This window comes from Streptomyces sp. NPDC047706 (genome assembly GCF_043204795.1).
Classification (GTDB): Bacteria; Actinomycetota; Actinomycetes; order Streptomycetales; family Streptomycetaceae; genus Streptomyces.
This window is the reverse complement of record NZ_JBIDCW010000008.1, coordinates 1-26,475: the sequence shown is the minus strand read 5'-3', so window position 1 is coordinate 26,475 and position 26,475 is coordinate 1. Positions and strand designations below refer to the sequence as shown.

The window sequence follows — 26,475 nt, the reverse complement described above, 5'->3', positions numbered from 1 at the left end:
GCTGGTCTGCCACACGGGGACGGGCGCGAGCCACCCGGCCGGTGTCCCCGGCTACGTCAACCCCGCCGTCGCGTTCCTCGCCCTGTCCGGCGCCTTCCCGCGGTCGGCGCGGCCACGCGTCCGAGACGAGGGCACGCGGACAGGGGCCGACCGGGTGACGCGCGCGACGGCGGGGCGGCCGGCTCCGCGCCCCTACGGCAGCTGCGCCTGCACCTGGGCGGAGATCAGCTCCAGGTGGTCCAGGTCGCCGAGGTCGAGGACCTGGAGGTAGATGCGGCGGGAGCCGATCGCGGCGTAGCGGCCGATCTTGTCGACGACCTCGGCCGGGGAACCGGCCAGTCCGTTGGCCTTCAGCTCGTCCACCTCGCGGCCGATCGCGGCGGCGCGGCGGGCGACCTCCTGGTCGCTGCTGCCGACGCAGACGACGAGGGCGTTGGAGTAGACGAGGTCGTCGCCTCCCCGGCCGGCGTCCTCGGCGGCGGCGCGGACCCGGCCGAACTGGCGCTCGCTGTCCTCGACGGAGGCGAACGGCATGTTGAACTCGTCGGCGTACTTCGCGGCCAGCCTGGGCGTCCGCGTCGCGCCGTGGCCGCCGACGAGGACGGGGATCTTCGGCTGGGTGGGCTTGGGCAGCGCGGGCGAGTCCTTGAGGTCGTAGTAGGTGCCGTGGAAGTCGAAGGTGCGGCCGGGCTCCGTGGCCCACAGCCCGGTGACGATCTCCAGCTGCTCCTCCAGGCGGCCGAACTTCTCCTTCGGGAAGGGGATGCCGTACGCCGTGTGCTCGTCCTCGAACCAGCCCGCACCCAGGCCGAGTTCGACCCGGCCGCCGGACATCTGGTCGACCTGCGCGACCTGGATGGCGAGCACGCCGGGCAGCCGGAAGGTACCGGCGGTCATCAGGGTGCCGAGCCGGATCCGCTTGGTCTCGCGGGCCAGTCCGGCGAGGGTGATCCAGGCGTCGGTGGGGCCGGGCAGGCCGTCTCCGGAGCCCATCCTCAGATAGTGGTCGGAACGGAAGAAGGCGTCGAAGCCCAGGTCCTCGGTGGCCTTCGCGACGGTGAGCAGGGTGTCGTAGGCCGCCCCCTGCTGGGGCTCGGTGAAAATTCGAAGATCCATGCCTCCATCCTGCCTGTTCGCGCGGGCGGACGGGCACCGCGTCGGTGCGTGCGCCCGTCGCGCACGGCGTGACCGCTTCCCCGCCGAGGGTGAAATACGTCAACGCCGCGCGCGGGTGCGCGCCCGTGCCAGTGACCCGCCTCGGTGGTGATCGTTGGCTCGGGCGGAGCCGGCCCGCCCGGCGCCCGCGCCGGCCGGTCGACGCCGGGCGACACCCGCATCGGCCCTCCCGGGGGGCCCAGGGCCGAGGAGGCCGTCATGTCCGAGGAGACCGTGCCGCAGCAGGGCGGGGGCGAGGCCCGGCCGAAGGGGCTGCTGCAGCAGATGGAGGAGCTGATGGCGGCGCTGAACGCGGACCTGTCGGCCCTGGACGCGGACCTGCAGGCAGCGGGCCCGCACAGATCGGCCCGCCCGGCGGTGGAGGAGCGGGGGGTTGAGCCGCCCGAGGGAGCGGGGGTGGTCTGAGGGCATGGGACGCCGGCCGGGCGTGTCGGGGTCCTGCCCCTGCCAGGTCGGTGGATCAGCGCCGTGTCGTGGACCGCGGCCACAGCACGCGGTCAGCGCGGTGTCGTGGACCGCGGGCACAGAGGCCGGCAGCGCCGCCCCGTAGGCCCTGGCAGGGGGGCGGCAGGCCCCTCGCGCGCGTCCGGCGCCTTGCCGGGCTCACCGCCGCCGCTGCACGCTAGCCGGCCTCCCGCGCCGGTACGGCCTGTTCGCGGTCGGTCAGTTTGCGGAGCATCTCCCGGACGCGGTCTCTCGACTCGTCCGCCGCGTCGATGGCTTCCATGCACTGCCAGTACGTCCCCTCGTCCGGGGCGGCGCAGGTGATGCCGACCAGCGCGATGCCCACCTCGCCGAGCAGGCCGCCCAGGTGGAGCAGGGCCTGGCGGGCGTCGCCCAGTTCGGTGAGCTGGGCCGCGCGCAGCTCACCGAGGGCCAGCTCCGGGGTGTCCAGCACACCGCAGCCGCGGCCCGCCAGCTCGGTCAACCCCAGTGCCTCACCGCGCAGTTCGGGCGGCCCGGAGACCGCGAGGCGGCTGCCGATCGCCTGGGCGAGGGCCTGCGCCTGCCACACCTCCGTCATGATCTCGGAAACCCCACCGCCTCCTGCCAGGGCACGCCTGCTCGTCAGGATGAGTCGCACCGCGTCCATGCGCTGCCCCCGTCTGTCCCGACGCGCTCTCTCCGCACGTCTGACTCAACTCCCTGGTTCACTACCCAGAGTGAGGTCGCCTGAGACGAAAAGCCAGTGGAAGACCGAAATCTGTGGACAACAATTCGGATTCAGTTCGGATTTCACTCACGCAGAGTGAAAGTGGAGTTCTTCCTTCACCGGCCGGCAGGGGTGTCACGGTTCCTGAGGCGCCGGGAACCTCTCCTCGTTGCGGTCGATCTTCGCGGCGAGCGCGGCCAGCGGATCGATGCCGAGCACCTCGCACAACTGGAGCAGATACGCCAGTACGTCGGCGACCTCGTCCCTCACGCGGTGCGCGGTGCCCGGCTCGGCCATGACGCCGGCCGACTCCTCGGGCGTCAACCACTGGAAGATCTCGACGAGTTCGGAGGCCTCGACGCTCAGCGCGGCGACCAGGTTCTTGGGCGTGTGGTACGGCTGCCAGTTGCGCGCGGCGGCGAACGCGGCGAGCCGGCGCTGAAGGGTGGCGAGATCCGGCGGCCCGGGATGTTCCGGCTGTGCTGTCACGGCTCCAGGTGTACCACCGTGATCCCCTCCTCCCCCGCCGCCCACGAGGCGTCGCTCACCGCGCCGACCCAGCGGATGTGCCCGCGCTCCCCCATCCGGGCCGCCAGCCGCAGCAGTTCGGTGCGCTGCGGCACGTCCAGCGCGCGGTCGAAGCCGTCGGCGAGCACGGTCAGCGTCTGCAGCGCGGCCGGCACCTCTCCCGCCGGGTCGACCTCCAGGACGCCGGGACCGGTGAGCAGCACCAGGGCGAGCGCGAGGTACCGCAGCTCCCCGTCCCCCAGCCGCCCGAACCCGGTCCGGTAGCCGTCGCCGCGGTCGAGGCTCCCCCGGACCGTGCCGTCGGCCGCCGCCTCGGCGAGCACGTCCGTGACCGTCCCTGCGCAGCCGGCCCGTACCGCCGCGACGAACAGCCCGTGCCGCCGTGCGCACTCCTCGCGGGTGCGCCACAGCACTCCGGCGAGGTTGTCGCAGCCGGTGAGCAGGTGCCCCGAGCCGGCCGGCGCGGGGGTGCGCATCCGCCCGGGCAGCGGATCGCAGGCGAACACCGACCGCAGCGCCACCACCATCTGTTCGGCGGCGGCGAGCACCTGCCGCTGCCCTTCGGTCTTGCCCGCCACCCGTAACGGCAGCAGCGCGGTGCCGAGCCGGTCGTCGGGGAGCGGCGCCCGCGTCACCGGCACCGATCCCCCGTTGTGCCATGCGGCCTGCACGGCACGCCGCCCCGGATCGCGCAGCGCGGTCTCCAGCAGCACGCGGCGTCCGGACGTCAACCGCTCGCCGACGACGCGGAGTTCCGGCTCGGCCTGCACGGCGAGGTCGAGCCGTACCGGGCCCTCGGGGCCGTCCGCGGTGCAGCCGATCCGGAAGCCGCGCCGCCGCTGGGCGTCCGGCCGCGCCCGCTCCGGCACGCAGGCGGCCGGGTCGGGGAACACCTCGTCGAGCCGCGCTCCGCCGCCGAGCCCGGCCAGCGCCTCGTACGCCCGCAGGGCGGTCGTCTTGCCGGAACCGCTCGGCCCGGCGAGCAGCGTGCACGGCCCGAGCGGGAACGCGGTGCCGCGGTGCCCGGCGAAGGCGGACAGCCGCAGTTCCGTGACGCACGGCCGCTCCGGACATCCCGGGGCCGGCGGGTGGGGGGTCGTGCGGGGCGTGGCGGTGGTGAGGGGTGGGGTCATGTCCGGACCGTAGGAGACCGCGGGACGGCCGAACCGTTCCGCCTGCCGGACCTTCCTACGATCGAGCGACGACGGCCTGTGCCGGCGCGCACCCCGCGCGCTCCCGCATCCCCTGGGCCGCCTTCACACTCCCGGGCCCCCCGCACCCTCCATCAGGCCCTGGACCTCGGTCCCGGGCGGGGTCAGCAGGAACACGTTGCGGTCGACGCGGTGCATGCCGCTGGACAGGCCGAAGACGACGCCGGTGCTGAAGTCCAGGACGCGCTTGGCGACGTCCGTCTCCGCTCCGGTGAGGTCGAGGAGGACCGGGATGCCGGCCATCAGGGTCTCGGCGACCTCACGCGCGTCCCCGAAGACGTTGACGCGCAGGACGACGAAACGACGGCGGGCCTCCGTCGGCGCCTCCGGCAGCGCGCGGTGGTCCACCGAGGACGGCCAGGCGTCGCGGCCCCGCAACGGCACGACCTGGGCGAGCCCTTCCCACTGTTCATCGGTGACGTCGTGGCTGTTCACCGGCTCCCCCGATCTGCGTCGCACTCATCGCCTGCACCAGCCAATTCTTACGCCATGTCACCCGTTCGGCCGAACAGCGACACGGTCGGCGACGACGAAGCGGGGGCGATCGTGTGCGAAGGGCGGTTGGCGGTGGCCCCGGCCAGGGTGCGCGGCAATGACCGTCCGCTCCCTTCGGGAGGCTCTCATGGCTTCGCGACTCGACCCCGGTCTCGTCTTCGAAGGCGACGCCCGCCAGGCGATGGAGTTCTACGAAGAACTGCGCGGCTGCCGGGAGAAGTTGTGGGCCGGCGGCACTGTGACCGTGCACGTCCGCCTCGTCACGGCCGACCGGTACCAGGTCTGACGGTCCCGCGGTCGACGCCCGCGGCGGCCGGGTGTGCGTGCCCCGGCCGCCGGGCCGGTCGCACCAGGTCCGCTTTCCGCATGGGTTGGGCAATCCGCGCGAACAGAACAAAGCGCGTAAACGGAGCAACTCCCCTGCCCGCCTTCGCTCCGGCAACGACGATCGGAATGCACCGGCACCGGGCTGTATGTCCTCGCGCCCTTCGGGTACAGCGTCTGAGAGGGTGATTTTCACCTGCCCGGAGTTTACTGAAAGTGATGTTCTCGTGACCCACCTCGGCGGCCCCGGCGACGATCAGGCGAAGGGTTCGGGCGACGGTCCGCGGGCCGTCGCGCCGGAGATCGCCGACGCCGTCGAGAGCCTGACGGACCTGTGGTCGCTGGCGGCGCAGGGGGCGGTGCTGCGGTTGTCGCCGCACCAGCTCCGGGCGTTGCGGGCGCTGGAGGTGTCGCCGGGGCTGAATCTGACGGGGCTGGCGGAGCGGTTGGACACAGGACTGCCGACGGCCAGCCGGCTGTGCGACCGGCTGGAGGCCGCGGGGCTGCTGGAGCGGGGCCTGCATCCGCACAAGCGGCGAGAGGTGCGGCTGAGTCTGACGGCCCACGGGCGGCATGTGCTCGGCGATGTGGCCGAGCGGCGGGCACAGGCGCTGGGGGCGGCGCTGGCGGGGATGGAGCCGGGCGAGCGGGACGCGCTCAGCCGGGGGCTGCGGGCCTTCCTGGGCACCCGGACGGGGCGGGCACCGCTGCCCGGTGACGCGACGTCCGGCACATGACGTCGGTCGCGGAGTCGCGGCCTCAGCGCGGCAGGGGCCGGTCCGCCGCGTCCGTCCGGACGGCTCCTCGGTTCGACCTGGGTGACGGCACCGGCACCGGGGACGGCGTGCTGGTGGTGTGGCACAGCAGCATGCAGACGTCGTCGTCGCGTTCGGAATCGTGCAGCATCGGCTTGAGCAGGGATTCGGCGGAGGCGTCCAGGTCGCGCTCCAGCTCGGTCCCGCTGAACGCGGCCAGCGTCGCGCGGAGCCGGTCGATGCCGGGGTCGATTCCGAGGGCCCGCCGCTCGACCAGGCCGTCGGTGTACAGGGCGAGCGTCGAGCCGCGGGGCAGGTCGACGGCGTGCTCCTGGTACTCGTACGGGATGGGAACGCCCAGCATGATGCCGGGCTTGGCGTCCAGGACCCGCACCGCCCCGTCCGGTTCGCGCACCACGAGGGGCGGATGCCCGGCGGAGGCCCACACGAGGGCCGGGTCGCCGGGCCGGAAGCGTGCGACGACCGCGGTGGCGTACAGGTCGGGCTCCTGGTGGCGGAGCATGTGGTGCAGGCGCGTGAGGATCCGGGCGGGCCCGTCGCCCTCCACGGCGTACGCGCGCAGCGCGGTGCGCAACTGGCCCATCATCACGGCCGCCCGCAGTCCGTGCCCCGTGACGTCCCCTATCACCGCGAGCAGGCTGCCGTCGGGCTGCGGGAAGGCGTCGTACCAGTCGCCGCCGATGTTGAGTCCGCGGGTGGCGGGCAGGTAGCGGGCGGCCAGGGTGACGCCCTCGACGTCGGGCAGCTCGGTGAGCTGGGCGCGTTGCAGGGCCTCGGCGATGTCGCGGTGCTGCTCGTAGCGGCGGGCGTGGTCCAGGGCGATGCCGATCCGGCGGGCGAGTTCGACCAGCATGACGGAGGTGTCCGGGTCGAAGCGGGGCCCGGGCGCGGTCAGCGTCAGCACGCCCAGCATGCGGTGCGCGGTGAGCGGGATGCACAGCAGCGGCCGGTCCGGGGCCAGTACGGAGGCGGGCAGGTCGTCGACGCCGGGCAGGCCGCCGGTGTGGCCCGCGGCGTGCTGGGGGCGGCCGGTGCGGGCGGCGGTCACGGCGGCGGCGGGGCGGCCGCCGCTGCGGGGCCCCTGCTCGTCGTCGAAGAGCCACACGTCGACGTCGCGGGCGTACTCGGGGACGAGCAGCCCGGGCAGGCGGTGCAGGATGGCGTCGTGATCGAGCGAGGCGGTCACGACGGCGCTGGCGTCGGCCAGGAACGTCAGCAGCCGGCGCGCGCTCTCGGCCTCGGCGCGCGCGGCCCGTTCGGCGTCGAGGAGTTCCCGCTGGGCGAGGGCAGCGGCGTCCAGTTCGGCGTGCAGGGCCAGCACGCCCTGGTTGGTCTCGTGCAGTTCCTCGCGGTGGAAGCGGACCAGGGCCTCCTTCTCGTCCAGTTTCTCCTGGAGGGCGCCCTGTTGCCGGCGCAGTCCGTCGAGCTTCTCCCGGAGGCCGTCCAGTTCCTGGCGTACGCCGTCCAGTTGCTCGACCAGTTCGCCCGTGTCCTCGTCCGCGGTGAGCAGGGCGTCGGCGAGGTCGGTGCCGTCGGCGCCTTTCCCGGCCGGCCCCTGGGGGCAGCTGAGGGTGAACCGCCGCGCGGGGCGGCCGGCGGGGTGCACGTCGATCTGGAGCCGGTCGGTGTGCCGGGTGCTGAGGACCAGTTCCGCGCCGCCCTCAGCGAGGCAGCGGCGCAGTTGCGCGGTGAGGTCGGTCAGGAAGCGTGCCCGGTCCAGGGCCGGGGCGTGCTCGGTGAGCCGGGCGACGGCGCTGCGGGCCCGGGCGGCGTCGGCGGCCGAGGCGATGGTCCAGGTGTCAGCGGCGGCGGTCATGGGCGCGGGTCCGGCTGTCGGGGGCCAGTACGGCCACACTGGTGTCGTCGCGTACGGGGCGGGCGGCGCTGCTGGCATCGCGCAGGATGGCACCGGCCACCACAGCGGGGTCGTGGTGCGGCAGGCCGGGGTCGCCGGGCGGGCTCCAGCGGCTCGGCAGTCCGTCGCTGTGCAGGACGAGCAGGCTGTCCGCCCCCCACGCCAGTTGCTGCTGGGGGACGGTGGCCGGGAAGTGCGAGCCGACGATGCCGGGGCGGGAGACGAGCGCCCGCCAGTCGCCGCCGGTGTGCAGGCGGGCGCCGATGTTGCCGATGCCGGCGAAGCGGAGCTGTTCGCTGGCCGTGTCCAGTTGCGCTATGGCGATGGCCGCGCCCCGGGTGGGCCGCAGCGCGGTGTTGAGGAGCCGCAGAATCTCCACCGGCGGCAGATGTCCGCAGCGGTGCAGCTCCTCGACCGCGGCACCGGAGGCCTGGGCGGCCTTGGGGCCGTGGCCGAGCCCGTCGGCGAGCATCAGCGTCAGCGCCGTCGGGGTGCGCACCCAGCTCCAGGCGTCGCCGGAGTGCTCGGCCTGCGCGAGGGGGATGTTGATGCCGCCCACGCGGGGGCCTGGCGGGGGCACGGCGTGCCGGGCCGCGGGCGTCCTGTCGATACGGGCGACCGCCACGGTGCCCCGGCCGCGGACGCTGTACAGGTCGAAGTCGCTCGATATCCGCAGGCAGGTGCCGAGGCCCGCGCCGAGGGAGGTGGCGGCGGTGGTGTGGCCGTCGCGCAGGGCCGCCTCGACGTCGGTGATGCCGGGCCCGTGGTCGAGGGAGACGAGCTGCACCGAGGGCACGGGGCCGTCCGGTGCGGGGCGTTCGACGAGATCGATCACGATACGGCCGCCGTCCGCGTGCTTGACGAGGTTCGTGGCGAGTTCGGTGGCCACGAGGGAGGCCACCGCGATGCGGTGCGGGTCGAGCCCGGCCCGGGCCCCGGCCGCCTCGGCGGCGACGCGGACGTCCCGGACCCGGGTGGAGTCGTGCACGGGGATGTCCCACACCCTGCTCATGCGCTGTCCGGACGGGCCGTGGGGAGTACGGAGTTCCAGGCGACGACGGTGACGGTGGTGCCGCGGCCGGGTGCGGTGTCGATGGCCAGTTCGTGGACGAGGCGCTTGGCCCCGCTGAGGCCGAGGCCCAGGCCGCCACCGGTGGTGTAGCCGTCGGTCATGGCCCTCTCCACGTCACGGATGCCGGGACCGGCGTCGACGAACGACAGCCGCAGCCCACGGTCGTGCCCGTTGTCCAACGGAGTGATCTCCACATGCCCTCCGCCGCCGTGGACGAGGGTGTTCCGGGCGAGTTCGCTCGCCGCGGTGACCAGCTTGGTCAACTGCACCAGTCCGAACCCGAGTTCCGACCCGACCTGTCGCACCTGCTGCCGTACCCAGGCCAGATCGGCGTCCGATCCGATCGGCAGGCTGGTCGTGGCTGCCGGGCGGGAGGTCGGCGTCATGTGCGCCCCCCGCCCGCCGGGTGGCCGAGGAGTTCCAGCGCGCGTTCGGTGTCCAGCGCGGTGCGCAGACCGGGCAGGGTGAGCCCCAGTTCGACCAGCGTGATCGCCACTGCGGGCCGCATGCCGGCCAGCACCGTACGGGCGGCCAGCAGGCGGGCGCTGGATGCGATCTCGGCCAGGACGCGGCCGAGGAAGGAATCCACCATGTCCACGCCGGAGATGTCGATGACCACGCCGGTGACTCCGCTGCCCGCGACGCGCAGGGTGATGTCCTGCTGGAGCTGTTCGGCCATACCGTCGTGCAACTCGCCCTGGAGGGAGACGAGCAGCACGTCGCCCAGTGCCAGCACGGGCACCGGGGCCGCGGGGTCGGCGGACGCACTCACTGCGGGCTCGCTCCCGCCGCCGCACGCGAGGAGCCCTCGGCGCCCTGCCGGGTGATGGCGTAGGCCAGCGCGTCGGCGAGGGTGGCCCGGGTGAGCACGGAGCCGAGGTCGATGCCGAGGTGCACGATCGTCTGCGCGATCGCCGGCCGGATGCCGGAGACGATGCACTCGGCGCCCATCAGCCGGGCCGCGGCCACCGTCTTCATCAGGTGCTGGGCGACCAGCGAGTCGACGGTGGGCACACCGGTGATGTCGAGGATGGCGAACCGGGCGCGCTGGGCGACGATCGCGTCCAGCAGGTTCTCCATCACGACCTGGCTGCGCGCGCTGTCCAGGGTGCCGATCAGCGGTACGGCGACGGTCCCCTCCCACAGCTTGACCACCGGCGTGGCCACTTCCAGCAACTGCTGCCGCTGGCGTTCGATCAGCTCCTCACCCGCGCTGAGCGCCCGCTCCATCACCACGAGCCGCAGCGTACCCATCAGCACGGTCAGCGCCACCACGGCATCACCCGCCTGCGCATCGGCCGGGTCGGCGTAGCCGTCGCGCAGCAGTGCCACGGCCGGTTCGCGCAGCGCGGCGACCTCGTCGGCGATCTGCGCCGGGTTCAGTCCGGTACGGGCCCGCGAGGAGGCCATCCGCCCCAACTGGTCGCGCACGCCCTCGAAGCCGGGCGCCGCGATGTCCTCCAGCCGTCCCGAACCGGCGACCTCGGCCAGGGCGTCGACCACGGCCTTTCCGGCCTCCACGGCCTCGTCCCGGGAAACGGTGAAGACCGTGCGGAACAGGGCCGCGTCGGCCCAGCGCTGGGCGATCTGCTCCCGGGAACGGTCGAGGAAGGCGGACACCTGCCGGGCCGCCGGCTCGTCCGCCGCGTCGTGCTCCTGCACCTGAATCGTCTCCTTCTCCATAAGCTCCTGCGGCGTGGCGAGCGGCTCAGCTTCAACCATTTATTGCCGTATGACAAACATTAGCCCCGGGCGTGCGGCTCGAACAACAAGCGATCACCTTCCCCGGGCGGGGGCTTCCCACGTCCGGATCATCGCCCCCGCCAGTCCAGACACACCACGAGGGCGTCGTCGTCCGGAGCCGGCCGGCCGCGGTGGCCGGTCAGCTCACGGAGGACGGCGCGCGGCACCTCGGCCGCGGGCAGCAGGCGGGTGGCCAGGATGGCACGTGCCAGCGCGGCGTCCCCGTAGACCTCCCCGCCCGGGGACGCCACGTCGTAGACGCCGTCGCTGACGAACACCAGCCGGTCGCCGCGCTCCGCCCGGAACTCCTGCGCCACGTAGTCGGTCTCCTCGAACATGCCCAGCGGAAGCTGGGCCTCGAAGGTGACCCGTTCGACCGCCCCGCCGCGCAGCCGCAGCAGCCGCGGCGAGCCGGCGTCCACCACCCGGACGCGGCCGGTGGCCAGTTCGAAGTCGAGCATCAGCACCGACAGATAGCTGCGGCCCCGGTAGTGGGCGTAGACCGCCTGGTCGGCCAGGGCGGCCTGGTCGGCGATGGGGATGCCGGCCCGCCGCGCGTTGCGCAGCGCGTTGATCGCCAGGTTCGTCAGCAGGGAGGCCTCTATACCCTCGCCCATGCCGTTGGTGACGTACAGCGTCAGCCGGTCGGCCGTGCCGGACCAGTCGAAGTTGTCCCCGAAGATGGCGTAGGCGGGCTCCAGTTGGGCGCCCAGCTCGTACTCGGGCCGGGCGCAGGAGCGGCCGGGCAGCAGATGCCACTGCATCTCGGCGGCGAGCGTGAGCCGGTCCCTGCGGCGGGCCTGAAGATAGACGTCGGTGTCCCGCTCGGCCACGACCACCTCGTGCCCGAGCACCTCGGCGATCTCCGCCAGCTCGCCCAGGGTCTCCTTCACATGGTCCCCGCCGGGCAGCGTCACCGACAGCACGCCGAGCCGGTCGCCACGCACGGTGACCGGCAGGTGCGCGCGGACCACGCCGTCCCGTACGTCCTCGACGAAGGGCTCCTGGGCGCCGAAGGCCCGGCCCGCCGGGCTGTTGTGGACCGGGACCGGCTCCAGGGTGTGCGGCAGCACGGACACCGGCTGCAGCACGGTCAGGCCGTAGTCGGCCATGTAGAGCTCGACGGACTCCGCCGCGTACCGCTCGACCAGAACGCGGCGGACGGCGTCGAGCAACTCATGGGGCGCCGCCGTGCGCAACGCGCGCTCAGCGGCCACGAATCTGTTCACGATGTCCCACACACCAATCCTTCGCCGGGCGCCCGCGGACCACACGCGGGCGGTGGAGCCGCCCGAACCGCCCGCACCGGCCACCCGGGGCATCGTCGGCCGGCTCGCGTGCCTAGTACGCTGACGGTCATCCCAGTGCCTGCGAGAGTGTGACAGTGACTGCCTTCCGCCCACGCCCCGAGCCGGACGAGGTCGCCGCGCGTGTGACCGCCACGGCCGCGGAGTTGCTGGAGGTCCTGTGGGGCCGGGCGTCCACCGCGCCCGCGTCCGCCTCCCAGCTGCGCGTGATGCTCGTCCTCGAACACCACGAGGGCATCAACCTGCGCACGCTCGCCGACTCCCTGGCCTCGACGCCGCCGTCCACCAGCCGCCTGTGCGACCGGCTCCAGGCGGCCGGATTCGTCGAGCGCGTGGTGAGCCCGGCCGACCGGCGTGAGGTACGGCTGTATCTCAGCGGCCGTGGACATGCCTTCCTGTCCGATCTGCGCGTGCGCAGGGAGCGGGCGCTGCAGGCGGTACTGGACCAGATGCCCACCGCCGGCCGGATCGCGCTGGTGCAGGGGCTGGAGGCCTTCTGCGACGCGGCCTCGGCGCGGATACACGACGACGCCGACGTCTCCGGCGGCCGGACCGCCTGAGCCTGCCTCCCCACCGGCGGCCTCCCCGCACCGCCGCTCCGGCGACGTGCACCGGACGGCCTCCGTTCACCGGAACACATTGCTGACCCTTCCCCGTGCCCCGTCACGACACGGTTACTTTGTTGCCTCGCGGCATAGTTGTCAAACGGCAACTGTTGGTTGAGCTGCCGCTTCGTATCGGGTACCCCGAGTGGCGACGACCTGCGCAATTGTGGTCAAGGTCTCGGATGAACACCCGATGTGACGAGGCAGGGGCGAGGGTCCCGGGCCCTGCGGCGCGGCCCGGAGAACGCTCAGGTGGTGCGCGGTCCGACCGCCCCGCGCACCGCGTACGCCACCGCGCCCACGGCGAGAACCGCCGCTCCGGAGATCACCGAGGAGAGCGGCAGGGCGAACGCCAGCACGAGACAACCGGCGAGCCCGGCCACCGGGATCGCGGGGTGGGGGCGGCCCTCGTCCGGGGCCAGGGTCCAGGCGGAGGCGTTGGCGACGGCGTAGTACGCGAGCACACCGAACGACGAGAACCCGATCGCACCGCGAACGTCCGCCGTCGCCGCCACCACGGCCACCACGGCCCCGACGACGAGTTCGGCACGGTGCGGCACCTTGTACCTGGGGTGGACCGCGGCCAGGGCATGCGGCAGATGCCGGTCGCGGGCCATCGCGAGAGTGGTGCGCGAGACGCCGAGGATGAGCGCCAGCAGCGAGCCGAGCGCGGCCACCGCGGCACCGGTCCGCACGACCGGCACCAGCCAGCCGGCCCCGGCGGCGCGGGCGGCGTCCGACAGCGGGGCGGCCGCCTCCGCGAGGCCGGCCGAACCGAGTACGGTCAGGACGGCGACGGCGACCGCGGCGTAGGCGGCCAGGGTGATGCCGAGGGCGAGGGGGACGGCCCGCGGGATGGTGCGCCGCGGGTCCCGGACCTCCTCGCCCAGGGTGGCGATCCTGGCGTACCCGGCGAAGGCGAAGAACAGCAGGCCCGCCGCCTGGAGCACACCGCCGACGGTCGCGTCGTCCCCGAGCCGCAGCCGGGCCGCGTCCGCCTGCTCCGAGGTGAGGGCGGCCACCACGACCGCGGCCAGCACCCCCAGCACCACGGCGACGATCACGCGGGTCAGCCAGACGGACTTCTGCACGCCGGCGTAGTTCACGGCGGTGAGCGCCACGACCGCCGCGACCGCCACAGCGTGCGCGTGCCCGGGCCAGACGTACGCGCCGGCCGTGAGAGCCATCGCCGCGCAGGAGGCCGTCTTGCCCACCACGAAGGCCCAGCCGGCCAGATACCCCCAGAAGTCGCCGAGCCGCTCGCGGCCGTAGACATAGGTGCCGCCCGAGGCGGGGTAGCGGGCGGCGAGCCGCGCCGAGGAGGTGGCGTTGCAGTAGGCGACCACCGCGGCCAGGGCGAGACCGAGCAGCAGCCCGGAGCCCGCGGCCCCGGCGGCGGGGGCGAGCGCGGCGAAGATTCCGGCGCCGATCATCGATCCCAGCCCGATGACCACGGCGTCCGGCACCCCCAGCCGGCGGTTCAGTTCGTCCGGCATCGGGGCGGTGCTCGACGGCTTGCTCATGTCACTCCTCCGGTGGCGGTCGGTGGACCGCCCGACACCGGGGGACGATACGTGAGGGGGGTTGCGGGTTCGTGAACGTGTCCGGCCGACCGGACGCGGCGCTCCCGGAGCGGGAGACGCGGGTGGTCGAGATCACCCGGATGAACAAGCTCGCCGGCCCGCCTGGCGCCGCGGCAGGGGTGGTCCTTGTCCCGGACGAGCACGCGGGCGGGCAGCTCGCGCTCGTCGACGCCCTCGCGGAGCGGGTACGGACCCAGGGCGGGCTCGCGGTGGGGGCCCCGGCACGTCGGGATGTCGAGGTTGACGCCGGCGACGATTCCGGGTCCTTCCGGTCCGCGCCGAGTTACCGAAGCGAGGCCGGACACTGAGGAAGGCGAATTGCCGTTGCCGACGGTCGCACTTGCGCCAAATCCCTGTGGCGATGACCACTGAAGGTCCCGCGGACTGCACCTCGCCGGGCCGAATCCGCGACGCGGGAGAGGCAGGCCGCCGCGGGTACCGCCTCCGCCCGCGGACAACGGCTGGTGGATCGTCATGGGCCGTGAGATCCCCGACGGATGGATCGCGCCGGTGCAGGACCCTCCGCTCAAGCGCCCTAACCTGCTGGGGGCGGTGCTCGGTGACCGGGAACTTGAAGTGCGGGTGCTTAGCCAGCTCGCCACGGGGCGGTACGAGAGGATCCGCGAGGAGAGTCACGCGGCCGTACTCAAGGGAGCAGCCCGCGAGGCACCGCACGGGACACACTCCCGGCTCGCGCTCCAACGCCCCTCCATACACAGGCTTTTCGGCATATTCCGCCAATCAGCCTACAACTAGCTGTGTTTGCTGGTTGGTATGTCATGGGCATTCTGTATGAGTCTGATCGTCGGCAGAGGTGCAACCTTGGGGGGCCGATGGCAAGAGGGGACATCCAGGCGGGGAAGAGCACCACCAGATCGGTAGCGGACCTCGTCGCCCGGTTCGGCGAGGAGGTCAGGGCCAAGCTGCAAGGTCCCGCAGGGGCGGTAAGCAGTAAGGAGGACGCCCTCACGGCGCCGGTGGAGCAACTGCTGCGCGGCATCGCCTCGCGGCAACGCCTCAAGCTCATTGCTCACGGTCAGAGTCGTGTCCAGGAACTCGGGATCCGGCCCGACTTCGCCATCGCCTGCGGCGGCAGGACCATAGGGCACGTCGAGCTGAAGCAGCCGGGCTCGGGCGCCGATCCGGAGAGATGGTCCGTGAGGTCCCACGACCGGAAGCAGTGGGAGAAGATCAAGGCACTCCACAATGTGCTGTACACCGACGGATACCAGTGGGCTGTCTACCGTTTCGGTGTGCAGGTCGGCCCGACCGGAATGCTGGTCGGAGACCTGGAAACCGGTAACCGACAACTCATCGCCCCGGACACCGGGTTCGAGCGTGCCCTCACGCACTTCTTCCTGCCGGCACCCATCGTCCACGGCAGCATTGACGAACTGGTCAGACGTATCGCGGGAATCTGCGGCCTGCTGCGCGACGAGGTCACCCAACGTCTCACCCGCGAGGAGCACGGGGAGGCCAACGCGGCGTTCTCGATCCTGGCCGGCAACTGGAAGGACCTGCTCTTTCCCGATGCCCGTCCGGAGGAGTTCGCAGACCAGTACAGCCAGACACTGACCTTCGCCATGCTGCTGGCGCGTCTTGAGCGCATCGATCTCGACCGGCTCTCCCTCCCCGACGTCGCGATTCGATTGGGTAAACGACACTCCCTGATGGGCAGGGCGCTGGCGGTGCTGACAGACGACGCCCTCAACGATCTGCGAGGGATCACCGACCCTCTGATCGACGTCATATCGGCCGTCGACCCCGAGATGTTCAAGGACGAGTCCGGAGACGCCTACCTCCACCTGTACGAGGGCTTTCTCAGCGCCTACGACCCGGAACTGCGACGGCGGACGGGGACGTACTACACACCCGGCGAGGTCGTCCGCTTCATGGTCGGGTTCACCGACGAGATACTGCGTGACCGGCTCGGCCAGGCGGATGGGTACGGAAGCGAGGACGTCACCGTGGTCGACCCGGCCATGGGCACCGGGACCTTCCTCATCAACATCATCGACCACGTCGCCAAGTCCCTGTCGCTGAAGTACGGCAAGACGCTCAAGTCCGGGCTTCTCCGGGAACTCTCGGGTCGGCTGGTCGGGCTGGAGAAGCAGACCGGGCCGTACGCGGTCGCCGAACTCCGCGTGCACCACGCCTTCCAGTCCCACGACGCGGATGTCACGCGCCGCCCACCGAGGCTCCTGGTGGCTGACACACTCGACGATCCCGCCGTCGAACACCACTTGGGCTTCATGTACGAGGCAATCGCCCGCCATCGCCGCATGGCGAACAGGATCAAGGCGGATGAAAAGGTCATGGTGGTCATCGGCAATCCGCCCTACCTCCGGGGTGCGAGGCAGTCGGGCGTCGGACGCTGGGTCACCGAGGGCAACCCGAACGGCCAGGGCCCGATCCTCGCCCGCTTCCACCCCGAGGACAACGGACGCGTCGGGTACGCCCTCGACAACCTCTACGTCTACTTCTGGGCGTGGTCCACCTGGAAGGTCTTCGACCAGGTGACAGCCACGGGAGCACCGAAGGCCCCCAGCGGGGTCGTCGCCCTCATCACCAACTCCGGTTACCTGGACAGCGAGGGCGCAGCCGGCATGCGCCACTACCTGCGTGAGGCCGCCGACGAGGGTTGGATCGTCGGCCTCTCTCCCGAGGGCCCCTACTCCGACGCCCGCACTCGTGTTTTCCAGGATGTGAAGACAGAGATCTGCATCGCTGTATTCGTCCGCCACGGATCCGCGAACCCGATCAAACCGGCGCGAGTATGGCGACTCGACGTCCCCGCCTGTACCCGCGGGGAGAAGTTCGGCTGGCTAGACGGTCTCGGCCTCAACGGCCACCGCGACGGCTCCTCCTGGCAGCTCTGCCCCACAGAGTGTACGGCACCGTTCCACGGCACGTCCGACTCCCAGTGGGCGGCCATGCCACCAGTGAACGCGCTGCTGCCCTGGACGAGCACTGGCAATACGAACAACCGCAATTGGCCCGTCTCTCCTAGTCGAGAGGTCCTGCGGAGGCGCTGGCGCAGACTTGTCCAGAGCCCGGAAGACGCCAAGGCGGCTCTGATGAAATCCACCCGAGACCGCCGTCCGGACAAGTCGGAACCTCCGCTGCCCGGCCAGCGACAGACGGGCACCCGAGCGGAGGAGAAGGAGACGGTGCCGGTCATCGTTCCCTACGGCCGGATGACCTTCGACCGGCAGTACGCCATAGCGGACCGGCGGGTGATCGACTTTCCGCGACCGGCTCTGCGGTTCGCTCACGACGACCGACGTCAGATCTACCTCTCCGAACTGCACACCGAGTCGGTCCGTCCGGGCCCTGCGGTGAGCTTCACTGCCCTCCTGCCCGACGTCCACCACTTCAAAGGCACGGAGGGTGGCCGCGTAGCTCCCCTCTACCGCCACCCCCACCGGTCAGATCCGAACGTGACTCCCGGTCTGCTGCAACTGCTCACCAAGACGCATGGAGGGGCGGTGACCGCCGAGGACCTCTTCGCATATATCGCGGGGATCGCCGGTCACAGCGGCTACCCTCGTCACTTCGCAGCGAACCCGGCTCACCGGGGCGCCCGCATCCCTCTGACGCGTGATCCGGCACTGTGGGCGGAGGTCGTGGAAGTGGGCAGGCGCACGGTGTGGATTCACACGTATGGCCAGCGCTTCGCCTCCGAGCAGCGAGACAGCACGGCCGGAGCAACCCCGAGGCTTCCCCAGGCGGAGCAGCCGGAATGCGTCGCAGCGATCGGAGAGAACCACGAGTTGCCGGACCATATCTCCTACGACGCGGACACGCGAACCCTCACGGTGGGCACGGGCCGCATTCGTCCCGTGGCACCGGAACTCTGGGAGTATCGGATCGGCGGGGTACAGGTGATCCGCAAATGGTTCAGCTTCCGCAAGCGCAAGCCAGACGTGGAACGGCAGACTCCATTGAACGACATCCTGCCCTCAACCTGGCCTGCCCGATGGACCGTTGACTTGCTCGACCTCATCAACGCGCTCGGGCTCCTCGTAGCCCTCGAACCCCGACAGGCCCGGCTGCTGGACGCCGTGAGCAGCGGCCCACTCATCACCACCGACGACCTACGGGGCGAGGGCGTCCTGCCCGTACCTGCCTACGCAACCAAGGAACCGAAATCGCCGCGTCAATCCTGGCGCACCCCTGGACCTGGCCAGGAGAGTCTCGACTTCCCGGACTGACCCCCGCACTCGCACCAGGACGAACTCGGGGCTTCCTCGAGCTGTGACGGCTGCTCAGGACGAGCGTCGTTCGAGCGTCAAGAATTTCGAGCGGCATGGCACCCCACAGTCGGCCTGGATGCCAGCTCGGCATGACATCGCAGGTCAGACCACCCTCAGTGGAAGAACGCCCACTCGACCCGATGAATAGCCGGAAACAGGTCGAGTAGCCGACGACCACCGCAAAGCCGCAGGTCAACCGCCCTACTTCGCCGGCTCCAGAATCGCCACGCACTCCACGTGATGCGTCATCGGAAACAAATCGAACGCCCGCAACATCCGCACCCCATACCCCCCATCCCGGAAGTACCCCAAGTCCCGCGCCAGCGCCGCCGGATCGCACGCCACGTACGCGATCCGCCGGGCGCCGAGCGACGCCAGGTGCTCCACCGTCTTGCGGCCCGCCCCGGCCCGGGGCGGGTCCAGGACGATGAGGTCGACCTCCGTGATGCCGGTGCGCGGCAGGATCGACTCGACCTTGCCCTGCTCGATCCGCACACGGTCGAAGCCGGCGAGGTTGTGCCGCGCGTCCTCCACCGCCCGCTTGCCGGACTCGATGCCGAGGACGGCGCCCTTCTCGCCGACCCGGTCGGCCAGTGCGCCCGCGAACAGGCCGACGCCGCAGTACAGGTCGAGCGCCATGTCGCCCTTGCGTGGCAGCAGGCCCTGCATGACCGCCGTCACCAGCGTCTCGGCCGCCTTCGGGTGGACCTGCCAGAAGCCGCCGGAACCGACCCGGTAGGTACGGTCGTCCGCCCGCTCCCTGACGAAGGGCCGGCCATGGACGCGATGCACTCCCCCGTCCTTCTCCCCGACCCGCATCACCGACACCGGCCTGTCCAGCTCGACGATCGGCAGCCGCGCCCCGGGGCGAGGCGTCAGGATCACCTGCCGGTCCTGCGAACCGGTCGCCGCGATCGCCTCGACCGACGCGATCCCGGGCCACTCGCGCTTCTCGATGCCCAGCTCACTGACGCCCTCGGCGGCGATCATGCAGTGGTCGATCGGCTCCACCTCGTGCGAGCGGTGCCGGCGCAGCCCCGCACGCCCCGAGGCGTCCACGGCGTACTGCACCCGCGTCCGCCACTGCGGCACCTGCCCCGCCGGCAGTTTGTCGCCCTCGGCCGGCATCACCGTGCCGTCCCAGCCCGCTTCCTCGGGCGTGAGCCCGGCGAGCCGCTGCAACTGCTCCGCGACGACCTCGCCCTTCAGCCGCCGCTGCGCCCCCGGCTTGGCGTGCTGCCAGTCGCAGCCGCCGCACCGGCCGGGGCCGGCGTAGGGGCAGGGCGCCTCGACGCGGTCCTTGGACGCCGTGAGCACCTCGACCGCGTCGGCCCGCAGGAAACGCGCGCCCTCCTCGCCCTCGGTCACCCGGGCGACGACCCGCTCACCGGGCAGCGTGTGCCGGACGAAGAGCACCTGGCCCGCGTCGGTGCGCGCGATGCAGTGCCCGCCATGGGCGACGGGGCCGACCTCGACCTCGTACTCCTCCCCCACGAGCGACCCCGCCTGCGGTTTCTTCGGTTCTGCCTGCATGGCGGGGGCGCTCCAGATGCGAGAGGGGGGTACGACCGGACAACAGCCCACCAGTCTACGTGCTCCCGGGCACCCCGATGCCGGGCGCCGACGGCGGGGCACCGGCCCCGCTCACTCCTTGCCACTCGGCTCCTTGGGCCGCACCTGCGCCGGTCCGCGCCGCACCGACCCCGGCGCGTTCCAGTCCTGCCGCTTGCGTGCCCGGTTCTTGGCCACCTCGGACGACGCCAGCTGGTACGGCACAGACGTCACCATCACTCCCGGCGTGAAGAGCAGCCGCCCCTTCAGCCGCAACGCGCTCTGGTTGTGCAGCAGATGCTCGTACCAGTGCCCGACCACGTACTCCGGGATGATCACGGAAACAACGTCCCGCGGCGACTCCCGCCGCAGACTCTTCACGTACTCGATGACCGGCCGCGTGACCTCGCGGTACGGAGAGTCCAGCACCTTCAGCGGCACGGTGATCCCACGCCGCTCCCACTCCTCGCGCAGCGCCTTGGTGTCGGCCGGGTCGACGTTGACGCTGAGCGCCTCGAGGGTGTCCGCGCGCAGCAGCTTGGCGTAGGCGAGGGCCCGCAGCGCCGGGCGGTGGATCTTGGAGATGAGGACCACCGAGTGGATCCGCGACGGCCGGACGCTGTCGTCGCTCGGCCCGTCGGGGGCGGCGAGTTCCTTGGCCACGTGGTCGTAGTGGCGGCGGATCGCGGTCATCGTCGCGTAGAAGATCACCATGCCGAGGAGCGCCACCCAGGCGCCGTGGGTGAACTTGGTGACCAGGACGACGACCAGCACCAGGGCGGTGAAGAAGGCGCCGAAGGTGTTGATCGCGCGCGAGCGGATCATGTGGCGGCGCTTGGCGGGATCGGTCTCGGTTGCCAGGTGCCGGTTCCAGTGCCGGACCATGCCGGTCTGGCTGAGGGTGAAGGAGACGAACACACCGACGATGTACAGCTGGATCAGACGCGTGGAGTCGGCGCCGTAGACCCAGACGAGCAGCGCGGCGGCGCCGGCCAGCAGCACGATGCCGTTGGAGAAGGCGAGGCGGTCACCGCGCGTGTGCAGCTGGCGCGGAAGGTAACGGTCCTGGGCGAGGATGGAGCCGAGCACGGGGAAGCCGTTGTACGCCGTGTTCGCGGCGAGGAACAGCACCAGCGCGGTGGCCGCGGCAAGCAGGACGAACAGGAAGCTGCCCCTGCCGAACACGGCCTCGGCGACCTGCGAGATCACCGGGTTCTGGACGTAGTCGGCGCCGACGGGGACGCCGTTGTCGAGCAGGTCGTGGGCCGGGTTCTCGGCCATCCGCACGTTGGACGCCATGGCGAGGCCGATGATGCCGCAGAACATGGTGACGGCCAGCAGGCCCATCAGCGCCAGCGTGGTCGCGGCGTTCCGCGACTTGGGCTTGCGGAAGGCCGGGACGCCGTTGGAGATCGCCTCCACGCCGGTGAGTGCGGCGCAGCCGGAGGAGAAGGCCCGCAGCAGCAGGAAGACCAGGGCGAAGCCCGCGAGGCCCTGGTGCTCGGGCTTGATCTCGAAGTCGGCCGTGGGCGCCCGCATGGTGTCGCCCAGCACCAGACCGCGGAAGGAACCCCAGGCGATCATGATGAAGACGCCGCCGACGAAGACGTACGTCGGGATCGCGAACAGCTTTCCCGACTCCTTGACCCCGCGAAGGTTCATCAACGTCAGCAGCAGGATGACCGCCATCGCGCAGAACACCTTGTGCTCCACGACGAACGGGATCGCCGAGCCGAGGTTCTCGATGCCGGAGGAGATGGAGACGGCGACGGTCAGGACGTAGTCGACGAGCAGGGCGCTGGCGACGGTGAGGCCGGCCTTGGGGCCGAGGTTGGTGGTCGCGACCTCGTAGTCACCGCCGCCGCTCGGGTAGGCGTGGACGTTCTGCCGGTAGGAAGCCACCACCGTGAACATCAGCACGACCACCGCGGCGGCGATCCAGGGGCTGAAGTGGTAGGCCGACAAACCCGCGATGGACAGGACCAGCAGCACCTCGCCGGGCGCGTACGCCACGGAGGAGAGCGGGTCGGAAGCGAAGACAGGGAGTGCGACGCGCTTCGGCAGGAGCGTTTCTCCCAGCCGGTCACTGCGCAGTGCGCGCCCGATCAGGATCCGTTTGGGCACGTCGGTCAGTTTGGACACAACAGAGGATCGTAAGCCTTCGAACAGGGGGTCGCCCACCGGCCTCCCCAGATCTGCCCCCCGGGTGAAATACCCGGCAGGTCAGGGCACGGTTCCGACCGACACGACCATCCACATGCCTATATGACAAAACCCTTCCGTACGACCTATCGCACGATTCATGCGTACGACTAACCGTAGACCTGTCCGTACGACGTGTCCGTTCGACCTGTCGGTACGACCCTTTCGTACGGTCTCCCCACATGCGCTGCCTCTACGTCTTCACCTCTAGCCCCGGAGGACCCATGCCCGCGACCGCAGAGCTCATCGGCGCCACCGCCTCCCTGGTGGGACTCGGCATCCTCACCGTCCTCAGCGTCTGGAGCATCAGCCGCCGCTGATCGCCGCGAACCGTGCACAGGGGTCCCCGCCGCGTACCGCGCGTGTGTAGCTTGGGCGGCGGTCTGAGACCCTGTTTCACACCAAGGCAACATCTCCTGACCTCGGAAGGACGGTCGTGCACATCGTCATCATGGGCTGCGGCAGAGTGGGATCCGCTCTCGCCCAGACCCTGGAGCAACAGGGGCACACGGTCGCGGTGATCGACCAGGACCCCACCGCCTTCCGACGACTGGGCTCCTCGTTCGGCGGCCGCAGGGTCACCGGCGTCGGCTTCGACCAGGACACCCTGCGCGAGGCCGGCATCGAGGAGGCCGGCGCCTTCGCCGCGGTCTCCAGCGGCGACAACTCCAACATCATCGCCGCCCGGGTGGCCCGCGAGATGTTCGGTGTCGAGAACGTCGCCGCCCGCATCTACGACCCCCGCCGCGCCGAGGTCTACCAGCGCCTCGGCATCCCGACGGTCGCCACCGTCCGCTGGACGGCGGACCAGATGCTCCGTCGGCTGCTGCCGTCCGGTTCCGAACCGCTGTGGCGCGACCCGACCGGCGGGGTCCAGCTCGCCGAGGTGCACGCCTCCAGCGCCTGGGTCGGCCACAAGATCAGCAAGCTGCAGGAGGAGACCGGCGTCCGCGTGGCGTTCCTCACCCGGCTCGGCGAGGCCATACTGCCCACCTCGCAGACGGTGCTGCAGGAGGGCGACCTGGTGCACGTGATGATGCGCAGCGACGATGTCGAGAAGGTCGAGGCGTCGTTCGCCGAGGGACCCGAGTTGGGGGGCGGTCACTGATGCGCGTCGCCATTGCCGGAGCCGGCGCGGTCGGCCGGTCGATCGCCGGTGAGCTGCTGGAGAACGGCCACGAGGTCCTGCTCATCGACAAGGCGCCGACCGCCATCTCGGTCGAGCGTGTCCCGCAGGCCGAGTGGCTGCTCGCCGACGCCTGCGAGATCACGTCCCTGGACGAGGCGGCGCTCCAGCGCTGCAACGTCGTGATCGCCGCGACGGGCGACGACAAGGTGAACCTGGTCGTCTCCCTGCTGGCCAAGACGGAGTACGGCGTCCCGCGCGTCGTCGCCCGCGTCAACAACCCGAAGAACGAGTGGCTGTTCAACGAGTCCTGGGGCGTCGACGTCGCCGTCTCCACGCCTCGTCTGATGTCCGCCCTGGTCGAGGAGGCGGTCAGCGTCGGCGACCTGGTCCGTCTGCTGCGCTTCAGCCACGGCGACGCCAACCTCGTCGAGCTGACCCTGCCGGAGGAGTCGGCCCTGGCCGGTACCCAGGTCGGCGACGTGGAGTGGCCCGAGGACACCTCCCTGGTCACCATCATCCGCGGCACCCGCGTCCTCACCCCCTCCCGTGAGGACTCCCTGGAGGCGGGCGACGAACTGCTCTTCGTGGCCGCGCAGGCCCGCGAGGAGCAACTGGAAGACCTGCTGTCGGTCCGCCGCGAACACCCTGCGGGCTGAGGACCGGTCTCCACGACACCGAGGGCGCCCCGCACATCACGGGGCGCCCTCGCCCGTTCGGCGGACCGGTGGCCGGGCGGGGGAACCGGATAGCCGCTCAGCCGCAGAACGCCGAACACCCCCGACGACTGCTCACCGACCCACCGAAGACGCACACCGGCACACTCAACGGACGGCGTCGGCCCCCGCCCAAGCCACCGAAACACCCAGCCCCGGCACCTGCACCTGCACCTGCACACCGGCGCCCCACACGCACAGCCACACCCGAGCCCACGAGACCGCCGGACGCCTATCGAGCCCCCACCGGGCCAACCCCGACCTCAGCTCACCCGACCCGCCGGAACCACGCCCGACCAGCCCGAACGCACCCCGCCGACCGCGACACCGGCCCGTGGCCGGTGGGCACGCTCAGTCGACCCGCGGGACACCCACTCGCCGCCCAGCCCGCCTGACTCCCCGCCTGCCCCGACCTGGCGCCACCGACCGGCGCACTCCAGCACGACCACCCCACGGGCCCCGCCCTGCCAGCCCCCTGCCGGCCCGTGCCGGCCAGCCAGCCAGCCAGCCGGTAGTCCGGTAGTGCGGAGGCCTACTCCCCCGACCTCGCCCCGGCGTCCCGCCGCTCCTCCGCCTCCCGGCGCTTCTCCTCCGCCTCCATCTCGGCGAAGACGTCGATGGGCGGCGGAGCCTTGGCCAGGAAGACCCACGTCAGCCAGACCGCCAGCAGGAAGGGCGGAATCTTCAGGGCGACCAGCACCCAGCCGAGCTGCGTGGTGTCGGCCCACCAGTACAGCGGGAAGAGGATCGCGCACTTGGCGAGCAGGATCAGCCCCCAGGCCCAGCTGGCCTTGGCGTACGCCTTCTTGCGACCCGGATTCCGGGTGCGCCAGGAGAGGTTTTCCTTGAAGACCGGGCCGAGCATCAGACCGATCAGCGGGACGCCGGCCAGCGTCGTGACGATGTACGCCAGGGCCAGGCCCAGCGTGTAGAGCATGCCTGGCAGGTAGAAGTCCTTGGCGTTGCCGGTCATCATCGCGAAGACGACACCGAAGGCCACACCGAAGACACCGCTGAAGGCGTGCTTCACGGTGTCCTTCATCGCCAGGCGGACCACCACGAGCAGCAGGGACACACCGAGGGCGGCGATCGCCGACAGGTGCAGATCCTTGTTGAGCGTGTAGATGGTCACGAAGAGGAGGCCCGGCAGCACCGTCTCGATCATGCCCCGCACGCCGCCGAAGGCCTCGAACAGCGCGGCCTCCGTCACTGCCCGGACTTCATGCTCCGTGTCTTCGGTGTGTTCAGTCGGCTTGTCGAGCGACGTCACCGGCTACTCCCGTCCGAGGGGTCTCAGTTCGTACTTGGGGTTGAACAGCACCCGGCGGCCCCGGCTCATCGAGATCCGGCCCGATGCGATCAGCTTGCGCCCCGGTTCTATTCCGACGATGGAGCGCCTGCCGAGCCACACCACGTCCAGGGGGGCGGAGCCGTCGAACAACTCGGCCTCCAGGGCCGGAACTCCCGCACGCGGACGCAGCGTAACCGTGCGCAAGGTACCAGTAACCGTGACGATCTGCCGGTCGTGACAGTCGCCGATGCGCGTACAGCCCGCGGTCACGGCATCCTCTCGCAGCTCCTCGGACTCCAGGTCCTCCTGCGAAGAGGAGAGCCGGTCGAGCATGCGCCGGAACCGGCCCACCGGCTTGTCGGAACGAGGAACAGCACTCATGTCTGAAGCCTACCGGGGTGACTGACAGCAACCTACCCCCAGTCACGTACCCCGGTCCCACCGCCCGAACCGACGGCACGACCGCGACCCGTCACCCGGCCGGCACCCCGATTCGCGTCCCGGCCGGCACCCCGACTCGTATCCCGGCCGGCACCCCGACTCGTATCCCGGCCGGCACCCCGATTCGCGTCCCAGCCGTCGCCGGCTCGTGTCCTGGCTCGCACCGGCTCACTTCTCGAAGCGGTAGCCCATGCCGGGCTCCGTCACGAAGTGCTTGGGGTGCGACGGGTCAGCCTCCAGCTTGCGCCGCAGTTGCGCCATGTACACGCGCAGATAGTTCGTCTCCGTCCCGTACGACGGCCCCCACACCTCCTGGAGCAGCTGCTTCTGGCTGACCAGCTTGCCGGTGTTGCGCACCAGCACCTCCAGCAGATGCCACTCCGTGGGCGTCAGCCGTATGTCCCGGCCGTCGCGGTTGACCTTCTTCGCCGCGAGGTCGACCGTGAACTCGTCGGTCTCCACGACCACCTCGTCCTCACCGGCCCCGGCGGGCTCGGCACGGCGTACGGCGGCCCGCAGCCGGGCGAGCAGTTCGTCCATGCCGAACGGCTTGGTCACGTAGTCGTCGGCGCCCGCGTCGAGCGCCTCGACCTTCTCGTCGGAGGTGTGCCGCGCCGACAGCACGATGATCGGCACCCGGGTCCAGCCGCGTAGCCCCCTGATCACCTCGACGCCGTCCATGTCGGGCAGCCCCAGGTCGAGGACCACGACGTCGGGGTGGCGGGCGGCGGCGAGCTGAAGGGCGGTGGCCCCGTCCTGGGCCGCGTCGACCTCGTACTTGCGTGCCTTGAGGTTGATCACGAGGGCGCGCACGATCTGCGGCTCGTCGTCGACCACGAGCACTCTGGGGGTCTGGGGTGCACCCCCCGCGGGACTCACCATGAGGCCTGCCTTTCTGAAGGTACGGAGAGGGACTCGGGACGCGCCCCCGCGCGAAGGGTGACGACCATGGTGAGCCCGCCGCCGGGGGTGTCCTCGGCGTTCAGGGTGCCGCCCATCGCCTCGGCGAAGCCGCGTGCGACCGCGAGACCGAGCCCGACGCCGGCACCGCGCGGGGCGTCGCC

At 71.4% G+C, this 26,475-nt stretch carries 26 protein-coding genes; 8 read left to right on the top strand and 18 right to left on the bottom strand.

The window, feature by feature from the left end; all coding sequences use genetic code 11:
• Positions 1-192: 192 nt before the first annotated feature.
• A complete protein-coding gene (locus tag ACGF8A_RS11720; protein WP_393106794.1) occupies positions 193-1,116 on the bottom strand; it encodes an LLM class F420-dependent oxidoreductase in 924 nt (307 codons plus the stop codon).
• A 258-nt stretch (positions 1,117-1,374) separates the two neighbouring features.
• On the opposite strand from ACGF8A_RS11720, the gene ACGF8A_RS11715 reads away from it, so the two are divergent.
• The gene (locus ACGF8A_RS11715) at positions 1,375-1,581 is read left to right on the top strand and encodes a hypothetical protein (RefSeq protein ID WP_393106792.1); all 207 of its coding nucleotides are present in this window, start codon (positions 1,375-1,377) and stop codon (positions 1,579-1,581) included.
• Between the two features lie 217 nt (positions 1,582-1,798).
• Here the strand turns inward: ACGF8A_RS11715 and ACGF8A_RS11710 are convergent, their stop codons facing one another.
• From ACGF8A_RS11710 to ACGF8A_RS11695, 4 genes are all read right to left on the bottom strand, one after another.
• Positions 1,799-2,269, bottom strand: coding sequence for a DUF6099 family protein (locus ACGF8A_RS11710; protein ID WP_393106790.1), 471 nt, complete (start codon positions 2,267-2,269; stop codon positions 1,799-1,801).
• A 195-nt stretch (positions 2,270-2,464) separates the two neighbouring features.
• Positions 2,465-2,818, bottom strand: coding sequence for a nucleotide pyrophosphohydrolase (locus ACGF8A_RS11705; protein WP_393106788.1), 354 nt, complete (start codon positions 2,816-2,818; stop codon positions 2,465-2,467).
• The gene (locus ACGF8A_RS11700) at positions 2,815-3,990 is read right to left on the bottom strand and encodes an AAA family ATPase (RefSeq protein WP_393106786.1); all 1,176 of its coding nucleotides are present in this window, start codon (positions 3,988-3,990) and stop codon (positions 2,815-2,817) included. The genes ACGF8A_RS11705 and ACGF8A_RS11700 overlap by 4 nt, the downstream gene beginning before the upstream one ends.
• 123 nt (positions 3,991-4,113) lie before the next feature.
• On the bottom strand, positions 4,114-4,503 hold the full coding sequence (locus tag ACGF8A_RS11695) for a cell division protein SepF (protein WP_393106784.1): 390 nt from the start codon (positions 4,501-4,503) through the stop codon (positions 4,114-4,116).
• A 187-nt stretch (positions 4,504-4,690) separates the two neighbouring features.
• Here ACGF8A_RS11695 and ACGF8A_RS11690 point away from each other — a divergent pair, with 187 nt between their 5' ends.
• Positions 4,691-4,849 carry a hypothetical protein gene (locus ACGF8A_RS11690; RefSeq protein ID WP_393106782.1) on the top strand — a complete coding sequence of 53 codons (159 nt, stop codon included), beginning with the start codon at positions 4,691-4,693 and terminating at the stop codon, positions 4,847-4,849.
• Between the two features lie 265 nt (positions 4,850-5,114).
• On the top strand, positions 5,115-5,624 hold the full coding sequence (locus tag ACGF8A_RS11685; protein WP_393106780.1) for a MarR family winged helix-turn-helix transcriptional regulator: 510 nt from the start codon (positions 5,115-5,117) through the stop codon (positions 5,622-5,624).
• A gap of 22 nt (positions 5,625-5,646) precedes the next feature.
• Here ACGF8A_RS11685 and ACGF8A_RS11680 read toward each other — a convergent pair whose 3' ends face one another.
• From ACGF8A_RS11680 to ACGF8A_RS11655, 6 genes are all read right to left on the bottom strand, one after another.
• Complete coding sequence (locus tag ACGF8A_RS11680; protein ID WP_393106778.1) at positions 5,647-7,479, bottom strand: SpoIIE family protein phosphatase; 1,833 nt, start codon at positions 7,477-7,479, stop codon at positions 5,647-5,649.
• Entirely contained in the window at positions 7,463-8,530 is a 1,068-nt protein-coding gene (locus tag ACGF8A_RS11675) for a SpoIIE family protein phosphatase (protein WP_393106776.1), read from the bottom strand. The genes ACGF8A_RS11680 and ACGF8A_RS11675 overlap by 17 nt, the downstream gene beginning before the upstream one ends.
• The gene (locus ACGF8A_RS11670) at positions 8,527-8,976 is read right to left on the bottom strand and encodes an ATP-binding protein (RefSeq protein WP_393106774.1); all 450 of its coding nucleotides are present in this window, start codon (positions 8,974-8,976) and stop codon (positions 8,527-8,529) included. Before ACGF8A_RS11670 ends, ACGF8A_RS11675 begins: the two co-directional genes overlap by 4 nt.
• Positions 8,973-9,362: an STAS domain-containing protein gene (locus ACGF8A_RS11665; RefSeq protein WP_393106772.1), complete on the bottom strand. Its 390-nt coding sequence runs from the start codon at positions 9,360-9,362 to the stop codon at positions 8,973-8,975. The genes ACGF8A_RS11670 and ACGF8A_RS11665 overlap by 4 nt, the downstream gene beginning before the upstream one ends.
• Positions 9,359-10,258, bottom strand: coding sequence for an STAS domain-containing protein (locus ACGF8A_RS11660; RefSeq protein WP_393107215.1), 900 nt, complete (start codon positions 10,256-10,258; stop codon positions 9,359-9,361). The genes ACGF8A_RS11665 and ACGF8A_RS11660 overlap by 4 nt, the downstream gene beginning before the upstream one ends.
• Positions 10,259-10,401: 143 nt before the next feature.
• Positions 10,402-11,562: a PP2C family protein-serine/threonine phosphatase gene (locus ACGF8A_RS11655; protein ID WP_393106770.1), complete on the bottom strand. Its 1,161-nt coding sequence runs from the start codon at positions 11,560-11,562 to the stop codon at positions 10,402-10,404.
• Positions 11,563-11,711: 149 nt separating this feature from the next.
• Here ACGF8A_RS11655 and ACGF8A_RS11650 point away from each other — a divergent pair, with 149 nt between their 5' ends.
• Positions 11,712-12,200 carry a MarR family transcriptional regulator gene (locus ACGF8A_RS11650; protein WP_393106768.1) on the top strand — a complete coding sequence of 163 codons (489 nt, stop codon included), beginning with the start codon at positions 11,712-11,714 and terminating at the stop codon, positions 12,198-12,200.
• A 293-nt stretch (positions 12,201-12,493) separates the two neighbouring features.
• Here the strand turns inward: ACGF8A_RS11650 and ACGF8A_RS11645 are convergent, their stop codons facing one another.
• Complete coding sequence (locus ACGF8A_RS11645) at positions 12,494-13,768, bottom strand: APC family permease (RefSeq protein ID WP_393106766.1); 1,275 nt, start codon at positions 13,766-13,768, stop codon at positions 12,494-12,496.
• A gap of 77 nt (positions 13,769-13,845) precedes the next feature.
• Between ACGF8A_RS11645 and ACGF8A_RS11640 the strand changes: the two genes are divergently transcribed.
• On the top strand, positions 13,846-14,136 hold the full coding sequence (locus ACGF8A_RS11640; protein WP_393106764.1) for a hypothetical protein: 291 nt from the start codon (positions 13,846-13,848) through the stop codon (positions 14,134-14,136).
• A 525-nt stretch (positions 14,137-14,661) separates the two neighbouring features.
• Positions 14,662-18,042, top strand: a complete 3,381-nt coding sequence (locus ACGF8A_RS11635) for a type ISP restriction/modification enzyme (protein WP_393106762.1) — start codon at positions 14,662-14,664, stop codon at positions 18,040-18,042.
• Between the two features lie 243 nt (positions 18,043-18,285).
• Here ACGF8A_RS11635 and ACGF8A_RS11630 read toward each other — a convergent pair whose 3' ends face one another.
• Together ACGF8A_RS11630 and ACGF8A_RS11625 are read right to left on the bottom strand one after the other, a co-directional pair.
• On the bottom strand, positions 18,286-19,617 hold the full coding sequence (locus ACGF8A_RS11630; RefSeq protein ID WP_393106760.1) for a class I SAM-dependent RNA methyltransferase: 1,332 nt from the start codon (positions 19,615-19,617) through the stop codon (positions 18,286-18,288).
• A 111-nt stretch (positions 19,618-19,728) separates the two neighbouring features.
• Positions 19,729-21,777, bottom strand: a complete 2,049-nt coding sequence (locus ACGF8A_RS11625) for an APC family permease (RefSeq protein WP_393106758.1) — start codon at positions 21,775-21,777, stop codon at positions 19,729-19,731.
• 496 nt (positions 21,778-22,273) lie between these two features.
• Here ACGF8A_RS11625 and ACGF8A_RS11620 point away from each other — a divergent pair, with 496 nt between their 5' ends.
• Together ACGF8A_RS11620 and ACGF8A_RS11615 are read left to right on the top strand one after the other, a co-directional pair.
• Positions 22,274-22,945 carry a potassium channel family protein gene (locus ACGF8A_RS11620; protein ID WP_393106756.1) on the top strand — a complete coding sequence of 224 codons (672 nt, stop codon included), beginning with the start codon at positions 22,274-22,276 and terminating at the stop codon, positions 22,943-22,945.
• On the top strand, positions 22,945-23,622 hold the full coding sequence (locus ACGF8A_RS11615; protein WP_393106754.1) for a potassium channel family protein: 678 nt from the start codon (positions 22,945-22,947) through the stop codon (positions 23,620-23,622). Before ACGF8A_RS11620 ends, ACGF8A_RS11615 begins: the two co-directional genes overlap by 1 nt.
• 589 nt (positions 23,623-24,211) lie before the next feature.
• On the opposite strand, the gene ACGF8A_RS11610 is transcribed toward ACGF8A_RS11615, so the two are convergent.
• The 4 genes from ACGF8A_RS11610 to ACGF8A_RS11595 all read right to left on the bottom strand — a co-directional run.
• Complete coding sequence (locus ACGF8A_RS11610) at positions 24,212-24,949, bottom strand: DUF3159 domain-containing protein (RefSeq protein ID WP_393106752.1); 738 nt, start codon at positions 24,947-24,949, stop codon at positions 24,212-24,214.
• 3 nt (positions 24,950-24,952) lie between these two features.
• On the bottom strand, positions 24,953-25,351 hold the full coding sequence (locus ACGF8A_RS11605; RefSeq protein ID WP_393106750.1) for an OB-fold nucleic acid binding domain-containing protein: 399 nt from the start codon (positions 25,349-25,351) through the stop codon (positions 24,953-24,955).
• A 228-nt stretch (positions 25,352-25,579) separates the two neighbouring features.
• Positions 25,580-26,293, bottom strand: a complete 714-nt coding sequence (locus ACGF8A_RS11600) for a response regulator (RefSeq protein WP_393106748.1) — start codon at positions 26,291-26,293, stop codon at positions 25,580-25,582.
• Positions 26,287-26,475: ATP-binding protein (locus tag ACGF8A_RS11595; RefSeq protein WP_393106746.1), on the bottom strand; the 189-nt coding region annotated here is incomplete at its 5' end. The genes ACGF8A_RS11595 and ACGF8A_RS11600, both read right to left, overlap by 7 nt.